The 22,877-nt window shown below is 65.4% G+C and carries 20 protein-coding genes and 1 pseudogene; 9 read left to right on the top strand and 12 right to left on the bottom strand.

The window, feature by feature from the left end; all coding sequences use genetic code 11:
• Positions 1–6 precede the first annotated feature (6 nt).
• A pseudogene (locus G6N24_RS11700) lies at positions 7–1,552 on the top strand (DHA2 family efflux MFS transporter permease subunit).
• A gap of 10 nt (positions 1,553–1,562) precedes the next feature.
• On the opposite strand, the gene G6N24_RS11695 reads toward G6N24_RS11700, so the two are convergent.
• A complete protein-coding gene (locus G6N24_RS11695; protein WP_085161580.1) occupies positions 1,563–3,209 on the bottom strand; it encodes an NAD-dependent malic enzyme in 1,647 nt (548 codons plus the stop codon).
• A gap of 88 nt (positions 3,210–3,297) precedes the next feature.
• Positions 3,298–3,576, bottom strand: coding sequence for a hypothetical protein (locus tag G6N24_RS11690; RefSeq protein WP_232070537.1), 279 nt, complete (start codon positions 3,574–3,576; stop codon positions 3,298–3,300).
• Between the two features lie 274 nt (positions 3,577–3,850).
• Between G6N24_RS11690 and G6N24_RS11685 the strand changes: the two genes are divergently transcribed.
• Positions 3,851–4,324: an LppP/LprE family lipoprotein gene (locus G6N24_RS11685; protein WP_085161578.1), complete on the top strand. Its 474-nt coding sequence runs from the start codon at positions 3,851–3,853 to the stop codon at positions 4,322–4,324.
• 159 nt (positions 4,325–4,483) lie between these two features.
• Positions 4,484–6,016 carry a nitrate/nitrite transporter gene (locus G6N24_RS11680; protein ID WP_085161547.1) on the top strand — a complete coding sequence of 511 codons (1,533 nt, stop codon included), beginning with the start codon at positions 4,484–4,486 and terminating at the stop codon, positions 6,014–6,016.
• Between the two features lie 35 nt (positions 6,017–6,051).
• On the opposite strand, the gene G6N24_RS11675 is transcribed toward G6N24_RS11680, so the two are convergent.
• On the bottom strand, positions 6,052–6,645 hold the full coding sequence (locus G6N24_RS11675) for a hypothetical protein (protein WP_139822461.1): 594 nt from the start codon (positions 6,643–6,645) through the stop codon (positions 6,052–6,054).
• 155 nt (positions 6,646–6,800) lie between these two features.
• Positions 6,801–7,286, bottom strand: coding sequence for a MarR family winged helix-turn-helix transcriptional regulator (locus tag G6N24_RS11670; protein WP_085161543.1), 486 nt, complete (start codon positions 7,284–7,286; stop codon positions 6,801–6,803).
• Positions 7,287–7,405: 119 nt separating this feature from the next.
• On the opposite strand from G6N24_RS11670, the gene G6N24_RS11665 reads away from it, so the two are divergent.
• Both G6N24_RS11665 and G6N24_RS24520 read left to right on the top strand, forming a co-directional pair.
• Positions 7,406–9,445, top strand: coding sequence for an ABC transporter ATP-binding protein (locus G6N24_RS11665; protein WP_372514525.1), 2,040 nt, complete (start codon positions 7,406–7,408; stop codon positions 9,443–9,445).
• 3 nt (positions 9,446–9,448) lie between these two features.
• Complete coding sequence (locus G6N24_RS24520) at positions 9,449–10,294, top strand: energy-coupling factor transporter transmembrane component T family protein (RefSeq protein ID WP_232070762.1); 846 nt, start codon at positions 9,449–9,451, stop codon at positions 10,292–10,294.
• Here the strand turns inward: G6N24_RS24520 and G6N24_RS11660 are convergent.
• The 4 genes from G6N24_RS11660 to G6N24_RS11645 all read right to left on the bottom strand — a co-directional run bounded on the left by G6N24_RS11660 (position 10,281) and on the right by G6N24_RS11645 (position 14,345).
• Positions 10,281–11,639 carry a nucleoside-diphosphate kinase gene (locus tag G6N24_RS11660; RefSeq protein WP_085161541.1) on the bottom strand — a complete coding sequence of 453 codons (1,359 nt, stop codon included), beginning with the start codon at positions 11,637–11,639 and terminating at the stop codon, positions 10,281–10,283. The two genes, G6N24_RS24520 and G6N24_RS11660, sit on opposite strands and share 14 nt — an antisense overlap.
• Positions 11,640–11,643: 4 nt before the next feature.
• Positions 11,644–11,913 carry a hypothetical protein gene (locus tag G6N24_RS11655; protein ID WP_085161538.1) on the bottom strand — a complete coding sequence of 90 codons (270 nt, stop codon included), beginning with the start codon at positions 11,911–11,913 and terminating at the stop codon, positions 11,644–11,646.
• A gap of 16 nt (positions 11,914–11,929) precedes the next feature.
• A complete protein-coding gene (locus G6N24_RS11650; RefSeq protein ID WP_163745492.1) occupies positions 11,930–12,871 on the bottom strand; it encodes a phosphotransferase enzyme family protein in 942 nt (313 codons plus the stop codon).
• A gap of 88 nt (positions 12,872–12,959) precedes the next feature.
• Positions 12,960–14,345: a Rossmann-fold NAD(P)-binding domain-containing protein gene (locus tag G6N24_RS11645; protein ID WP_163745491.1), complete on the bottom strand. Its 1,386-nt coding sequence runs from the start codon at positions 14,343–14,345 to the stop codon at positions 12,960–12,962.
• A 435-nt stretch (positions 14,346–14,780) separates the two neighbouring features.
• Between G6N24_RS11645 and G6N24_RS11640 the strand changes: the two genes are divergently transcribed.
• Positions 14,781–15,896, top strand: a complete 1,116-nt coding sequence (locus G6N24_RS11640) for a nucleotidyltransferase family protein (protein WP_085161532.1) — start codon at positions 14,781–14,783, stop codon at positions 15,894–15,896.
• A gap of 112 nt (positions 15,897–16,008) precedes the next feature.
• Here G6N24_RS11640 and G6N24_RS11635 read toward each other — a convergent pair whose 3' ends face one another.
• On the bottom strand, positions 16,009–16,458 hold the full coding sequence (locus G6N24_RS11635) for an Lrp/AsnC family transcriptional regulator (protein ID WP_085161530.1): 450 nt from the start codon (positions 16,456–16,458) through the stop codon (positions 16,009–16,011).
• Between the two features lie 119 nt (positions 16,459–16,577).
• On the opposite strand from G6N24_RS11635, the gene ddaH reads away from it, so the two are divergent.
• From ddaH to G6N24_RS11620, 3 genes are all read left to right on the top strand, one after another.
• Positions 16,578–17,429 (top strand): dimethylargininase, encoded by an 852-nt coding sequence (ddaH, locus tag G6N24_RS11630; protein WP_085161528.1) that lies wholly within the window; start codon positions 16,578–16,580, stop codon positions 17,427–17,429.
• A gap of 108 nt (positions 17,430–17,537) precedes the next feature.
• Complete coding sequence (locus tag G6N24_RS11625) at positions 17,538–18,989, top strand: amino acid permease (protein ID WP_085161525.1); 1,452 nt, start codon at positions 17,538–17,540, stop codon at positions 18,987–18,989.
• Positions 18,986–19,876 (top strand): universal stress protein, encoded by an 891-nt coding sequence (locus G6N24_RS11620; protein ID WP_085161523.1) that lies wholly within the window; start codon positions 18,986–18,988, stop codon positions 19,874–19,876. Before G6N24_RS11625 ends, G6N24_RS11620 begins: the two co-directional genes overlap by 4 nt.
• On the opposite strand, the gene G6N24_RS11615 is transcribed toward G6N24_RS11620, so the two are convergent.
• The 3 genes from G6N24_RS11615 to G6N24_RS11605 are packed head-to-tail and all read right to left on the bottom strand — an operon-like array spanning position 19,873 to position 22,872.
• Positions 19,873–21,195, bottom strand: coding sequence for an ABC transporter substrate-binding protein (locus G6N24_RS11615; RefSeq protein WP_085161521.1), 1,323 nt, complete (start codon positions 21,193–21,195; stop codon positions 19,873–19,875). The two genes, G6N24_RS11620 and G6N24_RS11615, sit on opposite strands and share 4 nt — an antisense overlap.
• Positions 21,192–22,013 carry a carbohydrate ABC transporter permease gene (locus G6N24_RS11610; protein WP_085161519.1) on the bottom strand — a complete coding sequence of 274 codons (822 nt, stop codon included), beginning with the start codon at positions 22,011–22,013 and terminating at the stop codon, positions 21,192–21,194. Before G6N24_RS11610 ends, G6N24_RS11615 begins: the two co-directional genes overlap by 4 nt.
• Complete coding sequence (locus tag G6N24_RS11605; RefSeq protein ID WP_085161517.1) at positions 22,000–22,872, bottom strand: carbohydrate ABC transporter permease; 873 nt, start codon at positions 22,870–22,872, stop codon at positions 22,000–22,002. Before G6N24_RS11605 ends, G6N24_RS11610 begins: the two co-directional genes overlap by 14 nt.
• Positions 22,873–22,877: the final 5 nt, after the last annotated feature.

Raw genomic sequence — 22,877 nt, 5'->3', positions numbered from 1 at the left:
ATCGCCATGAACCGCACGCAGCTCCTCACCCTCGTCGCCACGGGCCTGGGCCTGTTCATGATCTTCCTCGACGCGCTGATCGTGAACGTGGCGCTGCCCGATATCCAGCGCGGCTTCGGGGTGGGGGAGGACGGCCTGCAGTGGGTGGTGGCGGCCTACAGCCTCGGCATGGCGGTCTTCATCATGTCGGCGGCCACGCTCGCCGATCGCTTCGGCCGCCGCCGCTGGTACTTGACGGGTGTTTCGGTGTTCACGGCGGGATCCGTCGCCTGCGGCTTGGCGCCCTCATTAGGGATGCTCGCCATCGCGCGCGGTGTACAGGGCTTGGGCGCGGCGACCGCCAGTGTGACCTCGCTGGCCCTGGTGAGCGCCGCCTTCCCGGACGCCAAGCGGAAGGCGCAAGCAATCGGGATCTGGACCGCCATCGCCAGCGTCGGCACGACGGCGGGCCCGACGCTCGGCGGCCTGCTGGTGGACCAGTGGGGGTGGCGGAGCATCTTCTACGTGAATGTGCCCATGGGCGCGGTCGTGGTTCTTCTGACGGTGTGCTTCGTCGAGGAATCGCGCAACGAGCGCGCAGCACGCTTCGACGTGTCCGGGCAGACGCTGTTCATTGTGACGGTAGGGGCATTTCGTGTATGCGATCATCGAAGGTCCCGAGGTCGGCTGGACGTCGCCCCACATCATCGCGCTGCTGTTGGCGGCCGTCGTTGGCTGTGTCCTGTTCTTGTGGATCGAGCGCAGATCGCCGGATCCGATGATGGATCTGACCTTGTTCCGCGACGCTTCGTACGCGGTGTCCATCGGGACCATCTGCACGGTGTTTTTCGCCGTCTACGGGATGCTGCTGCTCACCACGCAGTTCCTGCAGAACGTGCGTGGCTATACCCCGGGCGTGACCGGCCTCATGATCCTGCCGTTCAGCGCGGTCGTGGCCATCGTGTCGCCCCTGGTTGGCGTCCTGGTTGGCCGGGTTGGGGCACGCATGCTCGTCCTGGTGGGGCTCTGTTTGTTGATGCTGGGTCTGCTCACGCTGATCGCCAGCGAGCACCGCAGCGCGGGCTTGGTCCTGGCCGGGCTGGGATTGTGCGGCACCGGCGTCGCGTTGTGCCTGACGCCGATCACGACCGTCGCGATGACCGCCGTCCCGCTAGAACGTGCGGGCATGGCGTCCGGCATTATGAGCGCCCAGCGGGCGATCGGCTCGACGATTGGGTTCGCGGTCCTGGGCTCGGTCCTGGCCGCCTGGCTGACGGCCACACTCGAGCCCCACCTGGCGCCGGCAGTGCCCGATCCGGTCGAGCGGCACGCCATCGCCGTGGTCATCATCGACAACGCCAACCCGCGAGCCCATGTCAGCGGAATCGTGCCGCGGCAACCAATCGTGCACCGCGACCCCGCTCAGATCGCGGAGGACGATTTCATCGACGGCATCCGCGTCGCGTTCCTCATCGCCACGGTGTCGCTGGCCTGCGTGTTTCTGGCCGGTTGGCGCTGGTTCCCGCGTGGCGTCGCCGAACTCGAGGCCGTGACAGCGTCGACCGTCGAATGACCGAAATCGCTTAGTCGTAGCGCGGTACCCACATGGTGTCGAGGATGGCCTGGCGCACGTTGTCATGGGTTCGGGTGGCCACTTCGTCGTCGACCGCGGCGTGATACACCGCCTCGGCAACCGCCATCGAGATCGAGCGTAGGTCCTTGACGTCCGGCAGCAGGGAATCCCCGGGATTCGTTGGATTAGCCTGTCGCGCAATGGCGTTCGCTGCCGCGTGCAGCATGTTCGGGGTGAGCTGCTTGGCCCGGGCGACGATGACGCTCAGGCCGATGCCCGGGAACACCAGCACGTTGTTGGCCTGGCCGATGGTGTAGGTGGTCTCGCCGTATTCGACGGGAGCGACCGGGCTGCCGGTGGCGAGCAGCGCCTTGCCGTTCGACCAGCCCAGCACGTCGGCCGGCATGGCCTCCATGCGCGAGGTCGGGTTGGACAGCGGAAAGATCATCGGTCGTTCGCAGGACGCCGTCATCGCCTCGATGACCTCTCGGGTGAACGCGCCGTAGACCGTCGAGCAGCCAAGCAGGATGGTCGGTGACGCCATCTTGATCGCGTCGACCAGTCCGACCCGATGCCCGGCGGCCACACCGAGCTGGCGGCGGTTCTTCGCGTAGGGCACCTGGAAGTCGCGCAGGTCGTCCATGTCGTCGAACAGCAGGCCCTGCTTGTCGATGGCCCAGATCTGCGATGTGGCTTGCTCGATGGTCGCGCCGTCGGCGACCATCGCGTCACGGATCTGGTCGGCGATCCCCATCCCGGCCGTCCCGGCACCGAACACGATCGTTGTCTGGTCGCGCATGGGGATGCCGGTGACGCGCGATCCCCCGTACCCGGCCGCGACCACCACCGCGCCGGTTCCCTGCACGTCGTCGTTGAACACACAGTAATCCGCGCCGTATCTCTGCAGGATCACCCGTGCGTTGGCCGGCCCGAAGTCCTCGAAGTGCAGCATCGCATGCGGAAACAGCCGGTGTGCGGTCTCGACGTAGCGCCCGATGAACCGGTCGTATTCGGCGCCACGGCGTCGGGCGTGGCGATTGCCCAGGTAGAACGGGTCGGCCAGCAGCTGTTCGTTGTCGGTGCCGACATCGAGCGACACCGCGATGCAGCGGCGTGGATCGATGCCGCCGCCGGCGGTGTAGAGCGCCAATTTGCCCACCGCGATCTGGATGCCACCCACACCCCAGTCACCGATACCGAGGATCGCTTCGGCGTCGGTGCACACGATCAGGTCGACGTCGTCGGGCCCGAGCCCGAATGTTTCGAAGGCGCCGGCGATCTCGTCGGGTTCGTCGATGCTCAGAAACAGTCCGCGCTGCCCGCGGTATTCATCTGAGAAGCGTTGGATGGCCTCGCCGACGGTGGGTGTGTACACCACCGGCATCAGCTCGGGCAGATGGTCTTCCAGGACCTTGAAGTACAGCAGCTCGTGGCGGTAGTGCAGCTGCTCGAGGAGCAGGTTGCGGCCCAGATCGGTGGCGAGGCTTTGCAATTGATGCCAGACGCGGTCGGCCTGTTCGTCGAGGGTGAGCACCGCCGACGGAAGCCGGCCGGTGAGGCCCAGCCGCCGTCGTTCCTCGTGGGTGAAGCCGACCCCGCGATTGAGACTCGGCGCGGACAAAGCGAGCGGGATTCGTGGCACGCAAGGGTCGCCCATGGCAGTCTCCATCCGTGACTTGGCTCGTCGAGTCACGGTAACGCCGATCGAGGTGAACGCGCCTTGAAAAGCTCGTGCTAGCCCGCGTTCAGCGACTGGACATGAATTCGGCCGCGCCCGGGTCGAGCTGGCGATAATCGGCAGCGATGTCGCAGATGCACGGCGGTGCCCCGTCGTGCAACCATCGCCACAGCTGGGCCCCGCGCTTGCGCATCAGGTGTTGAACGTAGACCTTGTCGCGCTGCTCCCGGGAGAACACCAAGTCCAGGTTGATGGGCAACCCCGCCCAATCGACTTGAACGGGTGCCGACGCGGGGCCGCCGGGCGGGTTGTCTGCTGCGGCGCCAGGGCGCGTCCGACCGTGCACGGGGCAGCCAATGTTTGTGGCGTCCCTATCGGGCCCGTCATATTCCCGAGCCACGCCAACCGCCCTCCTCGACTGCGCAATCCCAAACCCTGGGTGAATAGTGCGACCGGGATGTTTCAGCGGCGGGTGCGCGACGTTTCGGTCGCATTACGGCACTGACGTTGCTCGCATAAGTTCCTGTTTCGGGCCCCGAACCTGATTTCGACCGAACCGAGGGGACAGTCACAGCCTTCGCTAAGCTCGCGACGTGCGTCGTCACCGGACCGCGATCCTGATGGTCCTGGGCCTGCTGTTGGGCCTCCCGGTCGGTTGCGGCGGGAAGTCGCCGGCACCGCCGCCCCCGCCGCCCGACAATTGCAAGGCGTCCGATGGACCGACAGCCGACACGGTAAAGCGGTCCATTGATTCTGTTCCGGTCCTGATACCCGGGTCGATGTGGGTCGAAATCGCGCGGGGACACACCAAGAAATGCCGCTTGTACTGGGTGCAGATCATCCCGAGCATCGCCGACGAGGCGACCCCCCAGCAGCTGTTGTTTTTCGACCACAACACCTCATTGGGCGCACCCACCCCAAGTCCGAAGCCGTACATCACCGTGCTGCCTGCCGCCGATGACACAGTGACGGTCCGCTACCAATGGCGGGTCGGCGGCGATCAGCCATGCTGCCCCAGTGGCAGCGGCACGGTGCGGTTCCAGATCGGCCCGGACGGCAGGCTGAAGGCGCTCGACCCTATTCCGCATCAGTAGCCCTCGCGCACAGGGTTTTACGGGCACGAATGCGCCTTCGCCTTCAGGACTTCTACAGGAATTCCCCAGGACATTCATGCAGCACCCGAGATGACTCGTATACAAAAGCCTGGCAGCCTGGAGGGCCGGTGCCGCTCGAGGCTCGATCTAAGGAGGGTGATGAAACAGCAGGCGCTGCTGCAAAGAGAGGAGTCGCCAAGCGGCACAGGTGACGGCCTGACAGGTAGAACGACCGTCCCGCAATGCGATTCGACAGCCCGGGCCAAGGCCGCGGATCGCTCGCGTCGCATTTCGCATTGGGACGCCGAGGATCTGGTGGCCTGGGAGGCCGGCAACAAGCTCATTGCCCGGCGCAATCTGCTCTGGTCGGTGGTGACCGTGCACCTGGGCTACTCGGTGTGGTCACTGTGGCCGGTGATGGAGCTGTTTATGCCCCAGGACGTGTACGGGTTTTCAGCGGGCGACAAGTTCTTGCTGGGCACCACCGCGACCTTGGTTGGTGCGTGCATGCGGATGCCCTATTCGTTGGCCACCATGATCTTTGGCGGTCGTAACTGGGCGTTGTTCTCGGCGCTCGTGCTGTTGATCCCCACCGTGGGCACCATGGCGCTGCTGACCCATCCGGGGCTGCCGTTGTGGCCGTATCTGGTGTGCGCGGCACTGACTGGCCTGGGCGGCGGCAATTTCGCCGCGTCGATGAGCAACGCCAACGCCTTCTACCCGCATCGGCTCAAGGGCTCGGCGCTCGGAATTGCCGGTGGGGTAGGCAATCTCGGGGTGCCGGTGATCCAGTTGGTAGGGCTGCTCGTTATTGCCACCGCGGGCGACGGGAAGCCCTACTTGGTCTGCGGTCTGTATGCCGTGCTACTCACCATCGCGGCAATCGGAGCGGCGCATTTCATGAACAACGTCGAACAGCACCGGGTCGAGGTGAGCCGGCTGCGGTCGGTCCTGTCCGCCGTCGTGTCCGCCCGAGACACCTGGTTGCTCTCGCTGCTCTACCTCGGCACCTTCGGCTCGTTCATCGGATTCTCGTTCGCGTTCGGCCAGGTGTTGCAGACCAACTTCCTGGTGGCCGGACAAAGCATTGGGCAGGCCTCGCTGCACGCCGCCGAACTTGCCTTCCTCGGACCGTTGCTGGCGGCGCTGGCCCGGATCTATGGCGGCCGGCTGGCCGACCGAATCGGCGGCAGCCGCCTCACCCTGAGGGTCTTTGCCGCCATGGTTCTCGCCGCCGGGCTCCTGGTCTGCGTCAGCACCGTCGAGCACCGACACACCGGACAACCCGGCGACACCGAGCTGGCCGGCTACTTAGTCGGCTTCATCGCCTTGTTCATCTTGGCCGGGCTGGGCAACGGATCCGTCTACAAGATGATCCCGACGATCTTCGAGGCCTGCAGCCGCTCCCTGGAGATCGGCGATGCCGAGCGCCGCGATTGGTCACGAGTCATTTCGGGCGTGGTCATCGGGTTGGTCGCGGCGGTCGGTGCGCTCGGTGGGGTCGGAATCAACCTGGCCCTGCGAGAGTCCTATGTCAGCACCGGCACGGCGACCTCCGCGTTCTGGATCTTCATGCTGTTCTATGCCGTCGCCGCCCTTGTGACCTGGAAGGTGTACGTGCGCGAGCCGGCCGTACGCCTTCCGGTGGGCGTCCGGACGGCCGAGCCGGCGAGGGTCTGCGGAGTCGGCTGACCAAACCGGGCCAGGACTTCTGTCAGGCGGTATACCTAACTTTCACGGCTGGGTGGTCGCAGTCGGTACAGGACGAGCCCGGCCCACATTGCGCCAAAGATCCACGTCTCGTTGTGGGTGGCCAGCGAATCGACCCGGCGCAGATCAACGGAGGCGGCGAACCCCCACGCCGGGATATACCAGGAGACCTGGTCGAAGCCCCATGTGCCGACCAGCGAAAGAAGGCCGCCGGCGAACACGCAGGAAGCCAGGACCGCCGGCAACAGCAGCGGCACCACCTTTCTCGCCGACTTGCCCAGCGTGGAAAGCGCCAGCGCGACGATCGCCGAGACGACGGTAGTGGCGGCCACGCTCACATAGAGCTCGACGGCGGGATCGCGAAGCAAGACCGCGCCGTGCACGGGCCCGCCCTTGGCGACGACGACGAAGCCGGTCAGGATGGCGGCATCGACGGCCGCGGCCGCGCACAAAACGAGGGTCTTGCCGACCACAGTGAAGCGCAGCACCAGATCCGGGTTCGTTTGCCGCGCGGCGGGCGGGTTAACGGGGCCCGGGCGGTCCAGGCGGATGTCGCATTCCCTGCCGAAGCCCACCACAACGTCGCGGCCGGGCGCAAAGACGTACCGCATCGATCCGGCCCATACGGTCAATGGGGAGGCGCCCGAAGTCAAGAGGCCTCGCTCCGCATCGCCGCCGCCGTCCAAATCACCGGGTTCCGCCCAAATCACTGGGTTCCACACCGACAGATGTGCAGGGGTTCGATCCACCCAGAGCAAGGCACTGATCACGGCGTTTTGCGACCCTGCGCAGCTGTGGCGTCATCCAGCAGACGGCGCAACACCTCAACGGCATCCGCGAGCACCTGGCGATCCGCCGGGTCGAGCCGGGCCAATTGCGGTTCGATCGCCGCAGCCCGGTCAGCTCGAACTGCGGTCAGCGTGCGCATCCCCTCGGGCGTGATGCGGATGCGGACAGCCCGGGCATCTCCGGGATCGACGGTTCGGGTCACCAGGCCGGCGTCCTCGAGCCTTCGCACCTGGGTGGTCATCGTCGGCTGGGAACAGTGGTCGACCGCGGCCAGGTCACCGATGCGGGCCTCCCCGTGGGCTTCGATCGTCGCCAGCAGCCTGGCCTGCGCCGAGGGCAACGGCATCTGGATGCGCTGGGTGGCCAGCCGGTTGAGCCTCGCGACCACGCCGAGTAGATCCGCTCCTAGGCCCTGATGGGGCTCGGCGACCTCGGCGTGGTTGGCGGCGAGGGGTGAATCCATTCCCTCATCGTTGCATAGCTTTGCTATGCGAGACCAATCGCTGCCTCCCGCCCGCCGAAACCCGATGCGGCACGGTGTGCTGCCGCGCCTCAGGGCCCGTGCCTGGCAGAATCGGTAAAGTGACCGTGCCTGGCCCCCTCCGCTTGCCTCACCGGGGTGGGCCGCTGCCGCCGAGTGAGCTGGCGCAGGCCTCGGTCATGGCCGCGCTGTGTGCGGTGACCGCGATCATCGCCGTCGTCGTCCCCTTCGCTGCGGGACTGGCGCTACTGGGCACGGTGCCGACGGGCTTGCTCGCCTACCGTTACCGCGTCCGTGCGCTGATCGCCGCGGCGGTTGCCGCTGGGGTGATCGCCTTCCTGATCGCCGGGCTGGGCGGCTTCATGGGGGTCGTCCACAGCGCCTACATTGGCGGGCTGACCGGAATCGTCAAGCGCAAGGGCCGGGGCACACCGACGGTGATCGTCTCGTCCCTGATCGCCGGGCTCGCGTTCGGTGCGTTGATGGTGGCCCTGTTGGCCCTGTTGGCCCGACTGCGGCACCTGATTTTCACTGTGATGACCGCAAATGTCGAGGGCGTCGCGGCCACCCTGACTCGTATGCATATGCAGGGGTTCGGTGCGGACTTGAAGCGATATTTTGCCGATGGACTGCACTACTGGCCGTGGGTGATGATCGGCTATTTCACCCTCGGGATCCTGATCGTGTCGTTGATCGGCTTTTGGGCGTTGTCTCGCCTGTTGGAACGGATGCGCGGCATACCCGATGTGCACAAGCTGGACGCTCCAGCCGGCGACGCGGGCAGGGACGTTCCGATCGCGCCGGTTCCGGTGCGGTTGGACAAGGTGCGCTTCCGCTACCCCCGTGCCGGCCAGGACGCGCTGCGCGAGGTCAGCCTGGACGTCTCGGTCGGCGAACACGTAGCGATCACCGGCGCCAACGGGTCCGGGAAAACCACGTTGATGCTGGTCCTGGCCGGTCGGGAACCGACGTCGGGCACGGTTGATCGCCCGGGCGCGGTGGGCCTGGGCAAGCTGGGCGGCACGGCGGTTGTCTTGCAGCACCCGGAAAGTCAGGTCCTGGGCACCCGGGTCGCCGACGACGTGGTGTGGGGGCTGCCGCCAGGTATGAAGATCGATGTTGGCCGGTTGCTGGGCGAGGTCGGTCTCGAGGCCCTCGCCGAACGCGACACCGGAAGCCTCTCCGGCGGCGAACTGCAGCGCCTCGCGCTCGCGGCGGCGCTGGCCCGGGAGCCGGCGATGCTCATCGCCGACGAGGTCACCACGATGGTCGATCAACAGGGCCGGGATGCCCTGCTCGGCGTGCTGTCCGGTTTGACCAAACGCCACCGGACCGCCCTGGTGCACATCACGCATTACAACAACGAGGCCGCTTCCGCGGACCGCACGATCAAACTCACCGATTCGCCCGACAACACGGAGATGGTCGAGACCGTTGCGGCGCCGGTGCCGGCGGCTGCGGTGGATCACGTTGGGCGCCAACCGGTGCTCGAAATCGTGGGCGTCGGCCACGAATACGGCAGCGGCACCCCGTGGGCCAAGACCGCACTGCGCGACATCAGCTTCGTGGTGGAGCAGGGTGACGGGGTGCTGATCCATGGCGGAAACGGGTCGGGCAAGTCGACGCTGGCGTGGATCATGGCCGGACTGACGATTCCCACGACCGGCTTGTGCCTGCTTGACGGCCGGCCCACCCATGAGCAGGTCGGTGCGGTGGCGTTGTCCTTTCAGGCGGCCCGCCTGCAGTTGATGCGCAGCCGCGTCGACCTGGAAGTGGCCTCGGCAGCGGGGTTTTCGCACCGCGATGAAGACCGCGTGGCCGCTGCGCTGGCCGTGGTCGGGCTGGATCCGGCGCTGGGCAAGCGGCGCATCGACCAGCTCAGTGGTGGTCAGATGCGCCGCGTCGTGCTGGCCGGACTGCTCGCGTGTTCGCCGCGGGCGTTGATTCTCGACGAGCCGCTGGCGGGTTTGGACGCCGCCAGCCAGCGCGGTCTGGTGCGGCTGCTGGAGGACTTGCGCCGGGAGCGGGATCTGACGGTGGTCGTCATTTCGCATGACTTCGTCGGCATGGAGGAACTTTGCCCGCGCACGCTGCATCTGCGCGACGGTGTGCTGGAATCGGTGCCGAAGGTGGCGGGGTAGGTAATGACTTCCACTTCCGTCCCGACCCCCGGCGAGACCCGCCGCCCCGGACGTCCGGTTGTCCTGCTGATTCCGGTACCCGGCACGTCGGCCATCCACGACTTGTGGGCCGGCACCAAGCTGGTGGTCGTTTTCGGTGTCTCGGTGCTGCTGACGTTCTATCCGGGATGGGTCGCGATCGGGCTGATGGCGGCCCTGGTGCTAGCCGCGGCCTGGATCGCACACATTCCGCGCGGCGCGCTGCCGTCGGTGCCGCGCTGGCTGTGGGTCGTCCTCGCAATCGGCGGTTTGACAGTCGCGCTGGCCGGTGGCAGTCCGTCGATCTCGGTGGGCGGGGTCGAGCTTGGGCTGGGCGGGACGTTGAATTTCTTGCGCATCACCGCGCTGTCGGTCGTGCTGCTTGCTCTCGGGGCGATGGTGTCCTGGACCACCAATGTGGCCGAAATCGGGCCCGCCGTAGCCACTTTGGGACGGCCGTTGCGAATATTGCGGATCCCGGTCGACGAGTGGGCGGTCGCCTTGGCGCTCGCGCTGCGGGCCTTCCCGATGTTGATCGACGAGTTCCAGGTGCTCTACGCCGCTCGCCGGCTACGACCCAAGCGGGTACCGCCGAGCCGCAAGGCTCGGCGCCAGCGGCACGCACGGGAATTGATCGACCTGCTCGCCGCGGCCATGACGGTGACGCTGCGTCGCGCCGACGAGATGGGTGACGCGATCACCGCCCGCGGCGGCACCGGGCAGTTGTCGGCGAATCCGGCGCGACCGAAGTTGGCGGACTGGGTTGCGCTCGCCATCACCGTCATGGCCAGCGGTGCCGCGGTGGCGATCGAGACGATCATGCACGCTTAGGCGAGTGGTCGGCGAACCACACTCGCATTTCCAGTTCGGCGGCCGTCGGTGAGTCCGACGCGTGGAATCCGTTGTTCTGCAGGGTTGGCCGGCGGCCGAACGGTATCTGACCTGCATAGGCGCTGCCTCGAAGGCTCCGCGGCAATGCCTGGCCAGGGTCGGGGACCCCCAGGGTCGCTGACCGATCCTCGTGCATTGCCAACGTCGGCCCGTCAACCGCAAGCGCGAGCACGACGTCGTTCCGCTCTGAGAACCACCCGGCAATGACACCGGGCACATGCGAGTTGACCACCGCGCGCTCGCCATCGACGTCAACCCAGAGGCTCTGTCCCTGTTTTACCCGTGTCCGTATCGTCATGTCCGACAACCATTCCGCAGGAGGTGGTCTTGTCTGCAGGTATCCGACGACCGGGCGTGGATCGCCGGCAATGTGTGCCACCACTCGGTCGCCCCATCGGCAATTCACATAGTGAGCACCGTGGTGCGCGGCAATTCGTCGAACAACGTCGGGTGCCGTCAGCGGCCATGCGGTCGCTGCCGAGACGTGGTAGCCGGCGCGCCCGATCCAGTCGGCGAATCGTTCGAATGTCGCGGCACACTGGCCCAATCCGGGCTTGATCAGCAGGATGCCGGTGCGGTCGGCGGTATTCGGTTTGAGTTCGGCGGCGTACGGTTGAGCGGTTGACCGCGCGCGATCGGCCAGGTCGATGAGTTGGCGCCCCAGTGTTTGCCCGGCGACCGGGTCAACGCGGGCGAGCTGTTTGGACGCGTCGGCGGTACCGCGGACGACCAATTCCCTCAGCGCGCGGCCAAGCAGGTCGGCTGCGCTTGCGTTGGCATCGAGCGGTCTGACGGGCCAGGGCGGGCAGGACCTGTCGCTGTAATCGCGCCATATGGTCGCGCGCCGCTGGATGACTGCGAGCGTCTCGCACTGACGTTGACCGGAGATTGCTCGTGCTGCAAGCCGATTCATGGCAGTTGTGTCGTCGACCGTGAGTTGCAGTTCAACGACGGGCGAGCGGCCGGTGACGTCGACGACAGCTTCGCGGAGTCCGACGGAACCGTCGAGCACTAGTGTTCGCCATGGTGTCCGCCCGATCCCACGGCTCAGCGCTCTGGTGAGTGTCGAGATGGGAAACGGCCGGTGCCCGTCGTACGCTTCCGCATCAACGTCGGTCCACACGTCCGACGTGCGCAGCCACCGTATCTGGTCGCCGACGCTCACATGCTTCGCCCCCACACAGTCGGCAAGGGCACGGGCCAGCGTCGTCTTTCCCGCGGAGGGCCTGCCGGTTATCAGCACAACGCCGTCCAGGACGTGGAAGTCGGTCAGCAAGTCGAGCATATCGCTAGGGCGCCGTGTCCAACTCGTAGTGACAGAGGGTGGCTACCAGACTCTCGACGGTGGCGAAGTTTTCGGCGGTGACGTCATAATCATCGAAGACGAATCCGCCTAATGATTCGAGCCTGGCAGCCAATTCGAACAACAGACGAACGGAAGCGGCGCCCAGCTCAGTCAGCCGTACCGTTTCGGCACGATCCGTGGTAATTGTTATGGCTTTGCCCAGCAGGCTGGTAAGCCCGCGTTCGAGAAGTTGGCGAGCCTCCTGCTCGGTCATAGCCACCTCCGCATCGTCACACTACCAACCGCCGTACATCGGCGATCAGATCGTCGATTTGCTCAAGCAGGTCGGAAACGAGCTGTAGTACGTGCAGGTTCTCCGTTGGGCGCGTGCGCAAGTCCATCGCCACGATTGCGTAATGCGCCAGGACGACGGTGGGCAACAATGCCCAACAAGCTCGACTGAGGTCGCCGGCGATCGACTCGTATCCCTGTGTGGCTTGCGCTAATTCGGCCGCAGTAGCCATCTGGAAGTTGCCATCGGTCGTCCGCGTCGGGGCTACCAGGGAGGCGAGGTCGAATAGCGATGAGTCGCGACGACAGAACTCCAGATCGATCAACACGATGACGCCGCGATCGACCCGGATTGCGTTGTCATACCTGGCGTCGCCATGCACCACCGTCGTGGGCATTGCCGCCAACTCCTTGGCCCGCTGCCGGATCCGTTGTTGCGCAACGATGATCGGGGCACCTGGTTGAGGGTTTGGCAGGCTTGCTTGGCACAGGGCCGGCCAACGTGGGCCAACTGGCAACGTCGTGTGACGGAATACCTGGTGTAGTTGGGCCAGTGCTCGACCGAGGGCGTGTGCGTCGGCGCCGCTGGCATGGGCTCCTCCGAGCAGCCGATAAAACGACGCGGCATGCGTGCATGCCCGCCAAACATCTGGGTCGTTTTCCAGGTAATGAGATCGTGAGTGCAGCAGTGTCTTCGGTGGGCCTTCACCCCACCCGATCGCTGCGGCCGGGGCGACGATCGGTGAGGCTTCGCTCGCCGCGCTCGCGGCTAGCATCGCCTCGGCGCGAAGCCGGCGGACTTGGCGGCCGCTCCAGAACTTCGCGACGAGCCGCCTGGTGTTCGATTGCACGCGCCACAGTCGCCGGGAGCCCCATGCGTGCGGCGCGGGATCCAGCACCTCCACCTCGCCAAGGCGCAGCATCGATTCGGCGGCCGCCACGGCGGCTGCCGCCGTTTCGCGAGTGACCCACGAAGACGCAAAAGCATCTGTCGGACTTTGGTTTTCGAAGGGGCTGCGCATCCGGCAGTTAGCTGTCCGTCGCTGCAGCGGGGACGGCCGGGTTGGTCGTGGTCGCCGGCTTTGCCTGGATCGCCGCGAAGATGTTGGAGACCACCTCGTTCTCGAAGCAGCGGAAGTCTGGATCTGGGACGCCTTCGGCGTGAAAGAGGTTTATCGCGTTGCCTTCGGCAAGGACGATGAGCGACGGGCCCGACGGAATCCGCACCTCCAGTCCTGTCCCTGCGATGCTGCGAGCAATGCCTGCGTTGCGCGCTTCGGCGACGATTTTGGCCAGGTCTTGCGAGGATGCAGCGCAAACCATCGCGCCGTCGGCAAGAAGGGCACCGATGCGCAGGTCCACGGTTTGGTGTCCAGAACAGCCGATCAGATAGTGGTGCACGCGGGCGGCAAGGGCCGTGTCAACCCGGTCGAACACCCGGAACCCGTCGCTCGCTGCCAAACTGCGCCGTCGCGGGCTGATGTCCGAGATGGTCACGGTCAGCCCTATTGCCCGCAATAGCAGAGCCAGTTCGCGGCCGATCGCACCGAAGCCGACAACATGGGCAAGTGCGTCGGTGAGTGGGCGATGGCAAGAGTGGTGGAGAAATTCACGCAGGCAGCTCACCGCGATCGCCTTGCTGAGATCGAGTTTCGTCGCGGTTCCGGAGAGGTCGATGAACTGGTTGTTGAGGCCGGCTTCGCGGAGCAAGCTGCGCCCGCGGGCTGTTGTCTCGATGCAGGTAGCTCGCGCGGCAAGCGCCTCATGGGCGGCGACGGCCGCAATGAGGGCGCCACCGTCGTCGACGACGACCAGGTGGCGCGAATCTGATTCGGCGGCAAGGTGTTGGGCGACCTCCAGGGTGGTCATGTCAGTCATGACGCGAACACCGAGAGCGCTCATGGTCGCTAGCGTCCGCGCTCGATATTTCGTGCTGTCCGGCTTGGGAATAAACCAGACGTCGTTGGTGACGCGAAGCACGGCCTGTACGACTGCCAGTTTTTCGATAAGCGGATGCTCTCGTATCGCCACGAGAGCGTTGGTCGAGGCCCAGCGCGGGCCTGGAACTGTCGTGGGAGTCATCGATTCGATGCGTGCGAGTTCCACGGGACTGAATGCGCACCATCGCGCGGCAAATTCCGCAGCGGATGGTGACAAGTCCATCGTCGGTGTGTAGAGGAAAGCGGATGTTGCTGCCATGCCCGCGAACATGGGATGTTGCCGCAGCCGATCCGCGGCCGTGATGTCCACCAGACGCAGCTCGATTACTTCGTCGTGCCGCTGCGCCTGGGCTGTGTGCTCGTCGCCGGCGCCGCCTCGTATTGTGTGCCAGCCGCGGGCCAGTTGCCAATCCAACGTGTTGAGTAGCCCCTGCGTTTCGGAAAGCAAATCGGCCGGACAGGCAGCGAACCTCATCCCCAGTTCTCGCACGAACATGTTCGTCCCGAGCCGGTGACGACTGCCCGGACCACTCATAGGACCCGCCGCGCCTGTTTAAATCGGGGCCGTGTCATACCCATTCTCCTCGCGGATGTTGTCGACAGGCTACCAGCCAATTAGCTGGCAGATTGCTGACAGTTAACCAGCTAATCGCTGTCTTTGGCAGGCAATAATGGCCTGGATGTTGGGCTGTTTTCCCCTGAATCACGCAACGCAGAAACGGATATTCGGCCCCGGGACAGCCCCGGGAGCACTTCTCGGGCATCGCCGATTCGTGTTTCGCTCACCAAGTCTCGAGCAAAACCAAGAACCCGCCGCCCGGTTCATTGGACGGCGCCCAGGCAACAGCGTCGGCACGAGACGGGTCGCGGCCGTGCCTGTGGGTTCAATCGTTCTGGGTAGGCTACGGCTGTGTCCGAATCACGCACAAACGGGTGGCGGCTTGGCGAACGCGAACGTGCTCTGATTCTGCGGTGCATCAGTCGTGATCGTGAACATGATCACGACATCCTCGATCTTGTGCGGATGCGCTGCGATTGGAATGCCATTTTCATTTCGTCGCTGTGGCACAAGGTTGCGTTTCTGGTGTATGCCCGCCTGCGTGAAGTCGGCGCGCTAGACATCGCCATGGCCGACGGCAACCTTCCGCTGCTGCTCCTCAATCACTGGAAACAGCTTACGAAGGTCAACGAAATTCGTAGCGAGCTCTATGCGTCCGCGGCCGTGGATTTATGTGCGGCCGCAGCGGCGCATGAGTGCGACTTGGTTGTCGCCAAGGGCGGGATCGCCATGTTCGGCACTGCTTACACCAAATACGAACGCAAGACATATGACGTCGACTTCCTTGCCCGCCCAGGACAGACCCGGTTGCTGGAGAAGGTGTTCGCAGAGTGTGGGTTCAGGTACGGCGCCTACAACCACGCGGAGCAAACGCTCTATCCGCAACGGCCGGGTGAACTGCGGCGGCATCTGCTGCAGGGGCGAGGTTTGCCGAACTTCATCCGCACCGAAGACGGCGTGATCGACTATCTGATCGCACAAGTCCGCTTTCGGATTGGCGCCAGTTCGAAGACGGAGGATTGGATCCCTGCCGATCCGTTGATCGACGCCTCAGAAACCAGGGACCAAATCAGAGTGGTCAACTGGTGCGACTTGGGCCTTCAGATGGGGCTGCATATCTATCGGGAGGCGCACGAGCACGAGCACCGGCAGCTGAATCACCACGTTAATCTCATCAAGTTCTGCGACTTTGATCGCGTGCTGAACGCACGGGGACCCGATTTCGGCGACGACGTCTTTAGTCGGGCATGCGAATTCGGTTTTGCTGAAGAGCTTGGATTCGCCGCGGCGTCGACAAACATGTTCCTGCCGTCGCCGATGAGCGCCGACTTAGCCGAAAGGTGCGCCGCCAAGGCCGATCTGGGGTTGGATTTCGCGGAAATGCGGGACGAGGTCTGGTCAACCGGACTCAATTTCGAGGGACAACGCGGTGGCTGGCTCGACTTCGCCGGACCGAAGACGACGTAGCTACTTCGACCTGAAAAGTCGCGCGTTTGAAGCGCGGGTTGATGGCGCTGCGCTGGCATTGATGGTCTGAAGGCCCTTGTGGCGGATGGGGTTGCGGCCTTCGGGTCGAGGGTCAGTTGGACCGCATCCGGTCGATGAGGTTCGACAGCACGACAATGCTCTCGCTGCGTTCGATGTCGGCGCTTGACCGGATGCGCTCGAGGGCCGTCTCCAGGTGTTGCATGTCGCGGGCGAGCACGTGCAGGATCGCGTCCGGCGTGCCGGTCACCGTCGCCGCGCTCAAGACCTCGGGGATGCCCACCCACGCCGCCCTCAGCTCGTCGGGGGCGATCCTGCCGTGACAGAACACCTGCACATACGCCTCGGTATTCCAGCCAAGCGCGTTGCGGTCGACGACGGTGGTGAAGCCTTTGATCACACCGTTGCCGAGCATCCGGTCGACGCGGCGCTTCACCGCCGGCGCGGACAAACTCACCTTCTGGCCGAGCTCGGCGTAGGTGGCCCGCGCGTGCTCGGCCAGCTCGGCGAGGATGCGCTCGTCGGTGTCGTCCAGCCGGTCCATCGCCGCCCTCGTATCTCATGCAATAAATCGCTGCATCGGCAAATCATACGCAATATATCACTGGCAAATACGCAATGATCGTCGCTCAATTGCGCCAATCGGACAAATATCGTTGATCCATGACGGACTACTGTGTCGACGCGCCGTGCCCTCGGTCGACAGTCCCCATCCGGACGTCGCGTGCGCGGCGGTACGCGATGACCCCGCCGGCGTTTTACGACGTCGAGTATGCGATCAACCCGTGGATGGACGTCAGCACGCCGGTCGACGTCGACGTCGCGCAAGCGCAGTGGGAGCGTCTGCGTGAAACCTACCTTCGGCTGGGCCACCACGTGGATTCGGTAGAGCCGGTCCCCGGGCTGCCGGACATGGTCTACGCGGCCAACGGAGGTTTCATCGCGAACGACATTGCCATTGTTGCGAGATTCCGGTTCGCCGAACGGGCCGGGGAATCGAAGGCCTACGCCGGGTGGATGTCCTCGGTTGGATATCGGCCCGTGCATACCCGCCACGTCAACGAGGGGCAGGGCGACTTGCTGATGATCGGCGAAAAGGTATTGGCGGGCTTCGGCTTTCGCACCGACCGGCGCGCGCATGACGAAATCGCCGCGGCGCTGCGGATGCCGGTGATCTCCCTCGAGCTGGTGGACCCTCGCTTCTACCACCTCGACACCGCGTTGGCGGTTCTGGACGACCAAACGATTGCGTTCTACCCTCCCGCATTCAGCAAGGCAGCGCGGGAACAGTTACATGCGCTGTTTCCCGACGCGATCGTGGTCGGTACCGCCGATGCATACGCATTCGGGCTCAACGCCGTCTCCGACGGGCTGCACGTTGTGATTCCCGCTGCCGCAACGGGTTTCGCCGCCCAGCTGCGTAGCGCGGGCTTCGAGCCGATCGGCGTCGATCTGTCCGAGCTGCTCAAGGGTGGCGGTGCCGTCAAGTGCTGCACGCTGGAGGTGTACTCGTGACGGTCTTCGACACCCCGCCAGTCACCACCGACACGGATCGGCAGTTCGCCGCCGCAATTGCAGGAGGCGGGCTCATAATCAGCGTGGCCCCGCAACAGGGAGGCGCAATTGCCGGCTACATCGATCAGCCTGAGAGAGCAGATGTTGCGGCGCCGCCCGGTGAGCGGCGCGCCCGTCGCGTGCGGGGCCGCAGGGCACCTCAAGCGAAGTTTCGGCGCATTCCAGCTGACGATGTTCGGGGTCGGCTCGACCATCGGCACCGGCATCTTCTTCGTGCTGTCGCAGGCGGTGCCGGAAGCCGGGCCCGGCGTGATCGTGTCGTTCATCGTCGCCGGCCTCGCGGCCGGCTTCGCGGCTATCTGCTACGCCGAATTGGCGTCCGCCGTGCCCGTTTCGGGTTCGGCGTACTCGTACGCGTTCACCACGCTGGGTGAAGCGGTCGCGATGGGTGTGGCAGCATGCCTGCTGTTGGAGTACGGGGTGGCCACAGCCGCGGTGGCGGTGGGCTGGAGCGGCTACGTCAACAAGCTGCTGGAGAACCTGTTCGGGCTTCACGTGCCGCAGGCGGTGTCGGCCGCGCCCTGGGACTCGCATCCGGGATATGTAAACCTGCCGGCGGTCATCCTGATCGCGATGTGCGCCCTGCTGCTGATCCGGGGTGCCAGCGAATCGGCGACGGTCAACGCGATCATGGTGCTGATCAAGCTCGGCGTGCTGGCGATGTTCGTGATCATCGCGCTCAGCGCCTACGATGCCGACCACCTCAAGGACTTCGCCCCCTTCGGCGTCGCCGGTATCGGGTCGGCGGCCGGGACCATCTTCTTCTCGTTCATCGGCCTTGACGCGGTGTCGACCGCCGGCGACGAGGTGCGCAACCCGCAGCAGACCATGCCCCGCGCAATAGTCGCGGCGCTGGTGATCGTCACCGGCGTGTACGTCCTCGTGGCGCTGGCCGCACTCGGCACCCAGCCGTGGCAGGACTTCGCCGCGCAGGAGGAGGCCGGACTGGCCACGATCCTCGACAACGTCACGCACGGCCGGTGGGCCAGCACCATCCTGGCCGCCGGCGCGGTGATCTCCATCTTCACCGTCACGCTGGTCACCATGTATGGCCAGACCCGCATCCTGTTCGCGATGGGCCGCGACGGGCTGCTGCCGGCGCGGTTCGCCGCGGTGAACCCGCTCACGATGACCCCGGTGACCAACACGGTGATCGTCGCGATCGCCGCGTCGACCTTGGCCGCCTTCGTACCGCTCGACAATCTGGCGGACATGGTGTCCATCGGCACACTCACCGCGTTCATCGTGGTATCCGCCGGGGTGATCGTCCTGCGGGTGCGCGAACCCGAACTGCCGCGCGCGTTCAGGGTGCCCGGTTACCCTGTCACGCCTGTCCTTTCGATGCTGGCCTGCGGGTACATCCTCGCCAGCCTGCATTGGTACACCTGGATCGCGTTCGGTGGATGGGTTGCGGTGGCGCTGGTCTTCTACCTGTTATGGGGTCGCCATCACAGCGCGCTCAACGGGCCGCTCAACCATCCGCCCAAGGAGAACCCGTGACCGTGGTCGTCGGGTACCGCGCCGGCAAGATCGGGCTGTCGGGATTGCAGCTGGCGGTGCGCGCGGCGCGGACGCTGCGCACCTCGCTAACCGTGGCGACCATCGTCGGAAAGCCGTGGCTGACACCGCCGTTGGCCGAGTACCAGCACTGGGCGGATCAGCTGGCCGCGGATTCGGCGACGGAGGCCCGACGCTACCTGCGCGAATTGGCCGACGGCGTCGACGTCACTTACCAGCACCGTGCGCACCGATCGGTTTCCGGTGGGCTGATCGAGGTCGTCGAGGAAACCGACGCCGAGGTGCTGGTGCTGGGGTCGCTGCCCGGCGCTCTGCCGGGGCTGGGGGCACTACCCGGTCGCGGGGGAGTGGTGATCGGCTCGACCGCCGGCCGGCTGTTGCACTCGTCGCCCGTGCCGGTGGCGATCAGCCCCAGCGGATACCGTGCCCACACGGGCAGCTTTACCCGGCTCACGTGTGCCTACGCGGCCACCGCGGAGTCGATTGGCGTGCTGCGGCGATGCATCGACTTCGCCGAGGAAGTCCAGTTACCGGTTCGGGTGATCACCTTCGCGGTTCGCGGCCGGACGATGTATCCACCCGAGGTGGGGCTGGATGCCGAGGATTCGATTCTGGATGCATGGGCGACGCAAGCGCGAGAAATCCTGGAAAATTTGAAGACCGAGGGCATCGTCGGCGAAAACGTGGTGCTGCAGGTGGTTACCGGAAACAGCTGGGAGGAGGCACTGCACGCGGCGGAGTGGGATGACGGCGAGATCCTGGCGTTGGGCACATCACCCGGCGGCGAAATTCGCAGAGTATTCCTCGGATCCCGGGCCACCAAGATCATCCGCCACAGCCCGATACCGGTGCTGGTGCTGCCCGGCTAGCGGTCGGCGGCGGCGTTGGCCGCGGCCTGGGCCTGTCTCAGGGTTGCCGCGACATCGCCGCGCCCGAGGAACATTTCGTCGAAATACGGTTGCAGGGCCTGGTTCCCCGCGGCGAAGCCGCTGCCACCCGGAGCCGGAATGCGCGGGCCGTCCAGCACCGAGAAGAAGGGTGTGACGTCGACGCCCTTGGCGGCCCAAAAGGCGAAGTAAACAGACTGAGCGGATAGCACCGCGGGAATTGCCGCCCCGGTACGGCCCAGGTATGCGTTGCCCGTCCTGCTGCCCATCCACGCCAATACCCGACGCACCGCATCCGGATGTTTGGACGCCGAATTACCGGCCGCCGCAATACCATTGGTCACGCTCACCCGGCCCTTGGGGCCGGCCGGCATCATCGCCACACCCCAGCGGAAGCCGGCGTCACGGGCCACCGGCGCAAGACTGTAGGTGCCGGACTGGAAGAGGGCCATCTTGCCGGCCAGAAATTGGTTGCGGGAGAAATCCCCGTTGTCATTGGTGTCGGACGCGGGCGGCGCCACATGATCGTCGTTGATCAGGGCGACGAGATAGCGGAAGGCTTCGATCGCGGCAGGGTTATCGAATGCGAACTCGTCGTCGCGCTGGAATATGCCGCCGGCGGAGCCGATGTAGTTGAGGTAGATGCCCTGAGGATCGTTGCCCGCGTTGTAGCCCCACTGGCGCACCCGTCTGGGTTCGAAATCCTTTGTGCCCGCTAAATGTCCGTCGGCGTCGATGGTGAGCCTGGCCAGCAGGGGGCGCAACGTGTCGTCACCGCCGGGACTCCACCGCAGGCTGTCCAGCTGGGCAGGATCCACACCGGCCGCCGCCAGCAGATCCGCGTTGTAGAACAACGCGATGCCAGCGTCGGTCAGCTGCGGCACGCCCCACAGCACACCGGAGCGGGTGAACTGCTCGACGACGGCAGGCTCCCAGTCCGAGGCGCTGTCCCTATCGATGCGCATCAGCCGGCCGCTGTCGGCATAGGCGGCGAGATAGGCATTGGATAGCCAGAAGATGTCGTCGGCGCTTCCGCCGGCGACGTCGGTCCGCAGGGTGTCGAAGTACGTGGAATAGGACACCAGATCGGTGTGCACCTCGATGCCCGGATGCGTTCGGGTGAAGGCCTCGAACGATTGCCGATACGCCGCCGCGATTGGTTCCGCCCAGAGCCGCACGGTCACAACGATCTTGCCGCCACCGGGTTCGCCCGCCCGGCCCATGAACACCGCCGTCGCACCCAACAGCACCGCGACCAGCACGAGAGCCCCGGCGACCAGCGATGAGAAGCGCGGTGTCATTTGATCCCTGAGACGACGATCGACGCGACGATATGCCGCTGAGCAGCCACGAAAAGTGCCATCAGCGGGACGATCGCGACCGTGGTCGCCGCCATCACCAGCGTCCACTGGGCGTTGAACCGGGACTGCAGGTCGGCCGTCGCGACCGTCAGCACCCGCCACTTGCGACCGCTGGTGATCACCAACGGCCACATGAAGTTGTTCCATTGCGAGACCACGGTGACCAGCGTGATCGCGGCCAAGACCGGTCGGCTGGACGGAATTATCACATGCACGAGCACGTCGAGCGTGTTGGCGCCGTCGAGGCGCGCGGCGTTGATCAAGTCGTTCGGAATGAGGCGAAAGTGTTCGCGTAGCAGGAATATCGCATACGGGGAACCGAACATGAACGGGAGCACCAATGCCCAGAACGTGTTGCGCAGACCTAGCTGGGCCATCATCAGATACAGCGGTATGACGGTGACGGTCGCCGGCACCATCAACGTCGCGATGTAGACCCAGAACAACACGTCTCGTCCGGGAAACCGCAACCGCGCGAACGCATAAGCGGCCAGCACCGAAAAGGTCAGCTGGCCCAGCAGAATCACCGCCGTCATCAGCGCGGTCACCGCCGCCGACCGGCCGAAGCCGGCGCCGGCCAGGTCGGTGTAATTGGACAACGTCGGTGGGCGCGGCAGCTGCAGCGGCGTACCCGTCGCAAACTGATGTGCGGAGGTAAACGATGTCAACAAACCGAGTGCAAACGGCAGCAACGTGATTACCGCGCCTACCAGCAAGCCGGCGTAGATCACCGTGTTGGACAAGCTACGTGAGGTCATAGCTAATCCGTCGGCGGAAGTACTGATGCTGAACGAAGGTGGCGGCGACGAGGATGACGAACAACACCACCGCCATCACCGATGCCCGTCCGATGGCGGCCGAACCGAACGCCTCGGCATAGATGCGGTGGGCCACCAGGTCGGTCCTGCGCTGGGGCCCGCCGCCGGTCAGTGCGTAGACGATATCGAAAATCTGTGCGGCGCTGACGATTCCGGTGACAAGGATGAAGAATGTCGTCGGCCGCAGCATGGGCAGGGTGATGCGCCAGAACCGCTGCCAGGCATTGGCGCCGTCGGTGCGCGCGGCCGCGTGAATGTCGTCGGGGATCGCCAGCAGGCCAGCCAGGAAGGACAAGGAGACATAACCGACATTGGTCCAGACCACGACGGCCGCAACCATCGGCAGGGCAAGGTCGGGATTGGTGAGCCATTCGATCCGGCGCCCCAGCACGGCGCTGACCGCGCCGTCGGTGGGCGCCAGGATCCAGCGCCACATCACCGCGATCGCCAGGGGGGCGCAGATCCACGGCAGCACGTAGAGCGTGCGGAAGAAGCTGGTGCCCGGCAGCCGCCGCGCCAGCAGCACCGCGGCCAGCAGTCCGAGCACCGTCTGCGCCGGGACCACGATCGCGACGAAGATGGCCGTGACCACCAACGAGTCGCCGAAGTCGGAGTCGACCAGCACCGATCGCCAGTTGGCCAGACCGACGTAGCGCAGCGGTCCCAGCAGGTCCCACCGGTACAGGCTTAGCCAGACGACGACCAGGATCGGCAGCAACAGGAAGGCGACCACGCCGAACAGGCTGGGGGCCAGCAGCGCGTACGCCAGCGCGCTGGTTCGGCGTGGCGCGTCGCTCATGGATG

It is taken from the genome of Mycobacterium lacus, from assembly GCF_010731535.1.
In the GTDB taxonomy this organism is placed as follows: domain Bacteria; phylum Actinomycetota; class Actinomycetes; order Mycobacteriales; family Mycobacteriaceae; genus Mycobacterium; species Mycobacterium lacus.
This window is presented reverse-complemented; position numbering and strand designations above follow the sequence as displayed.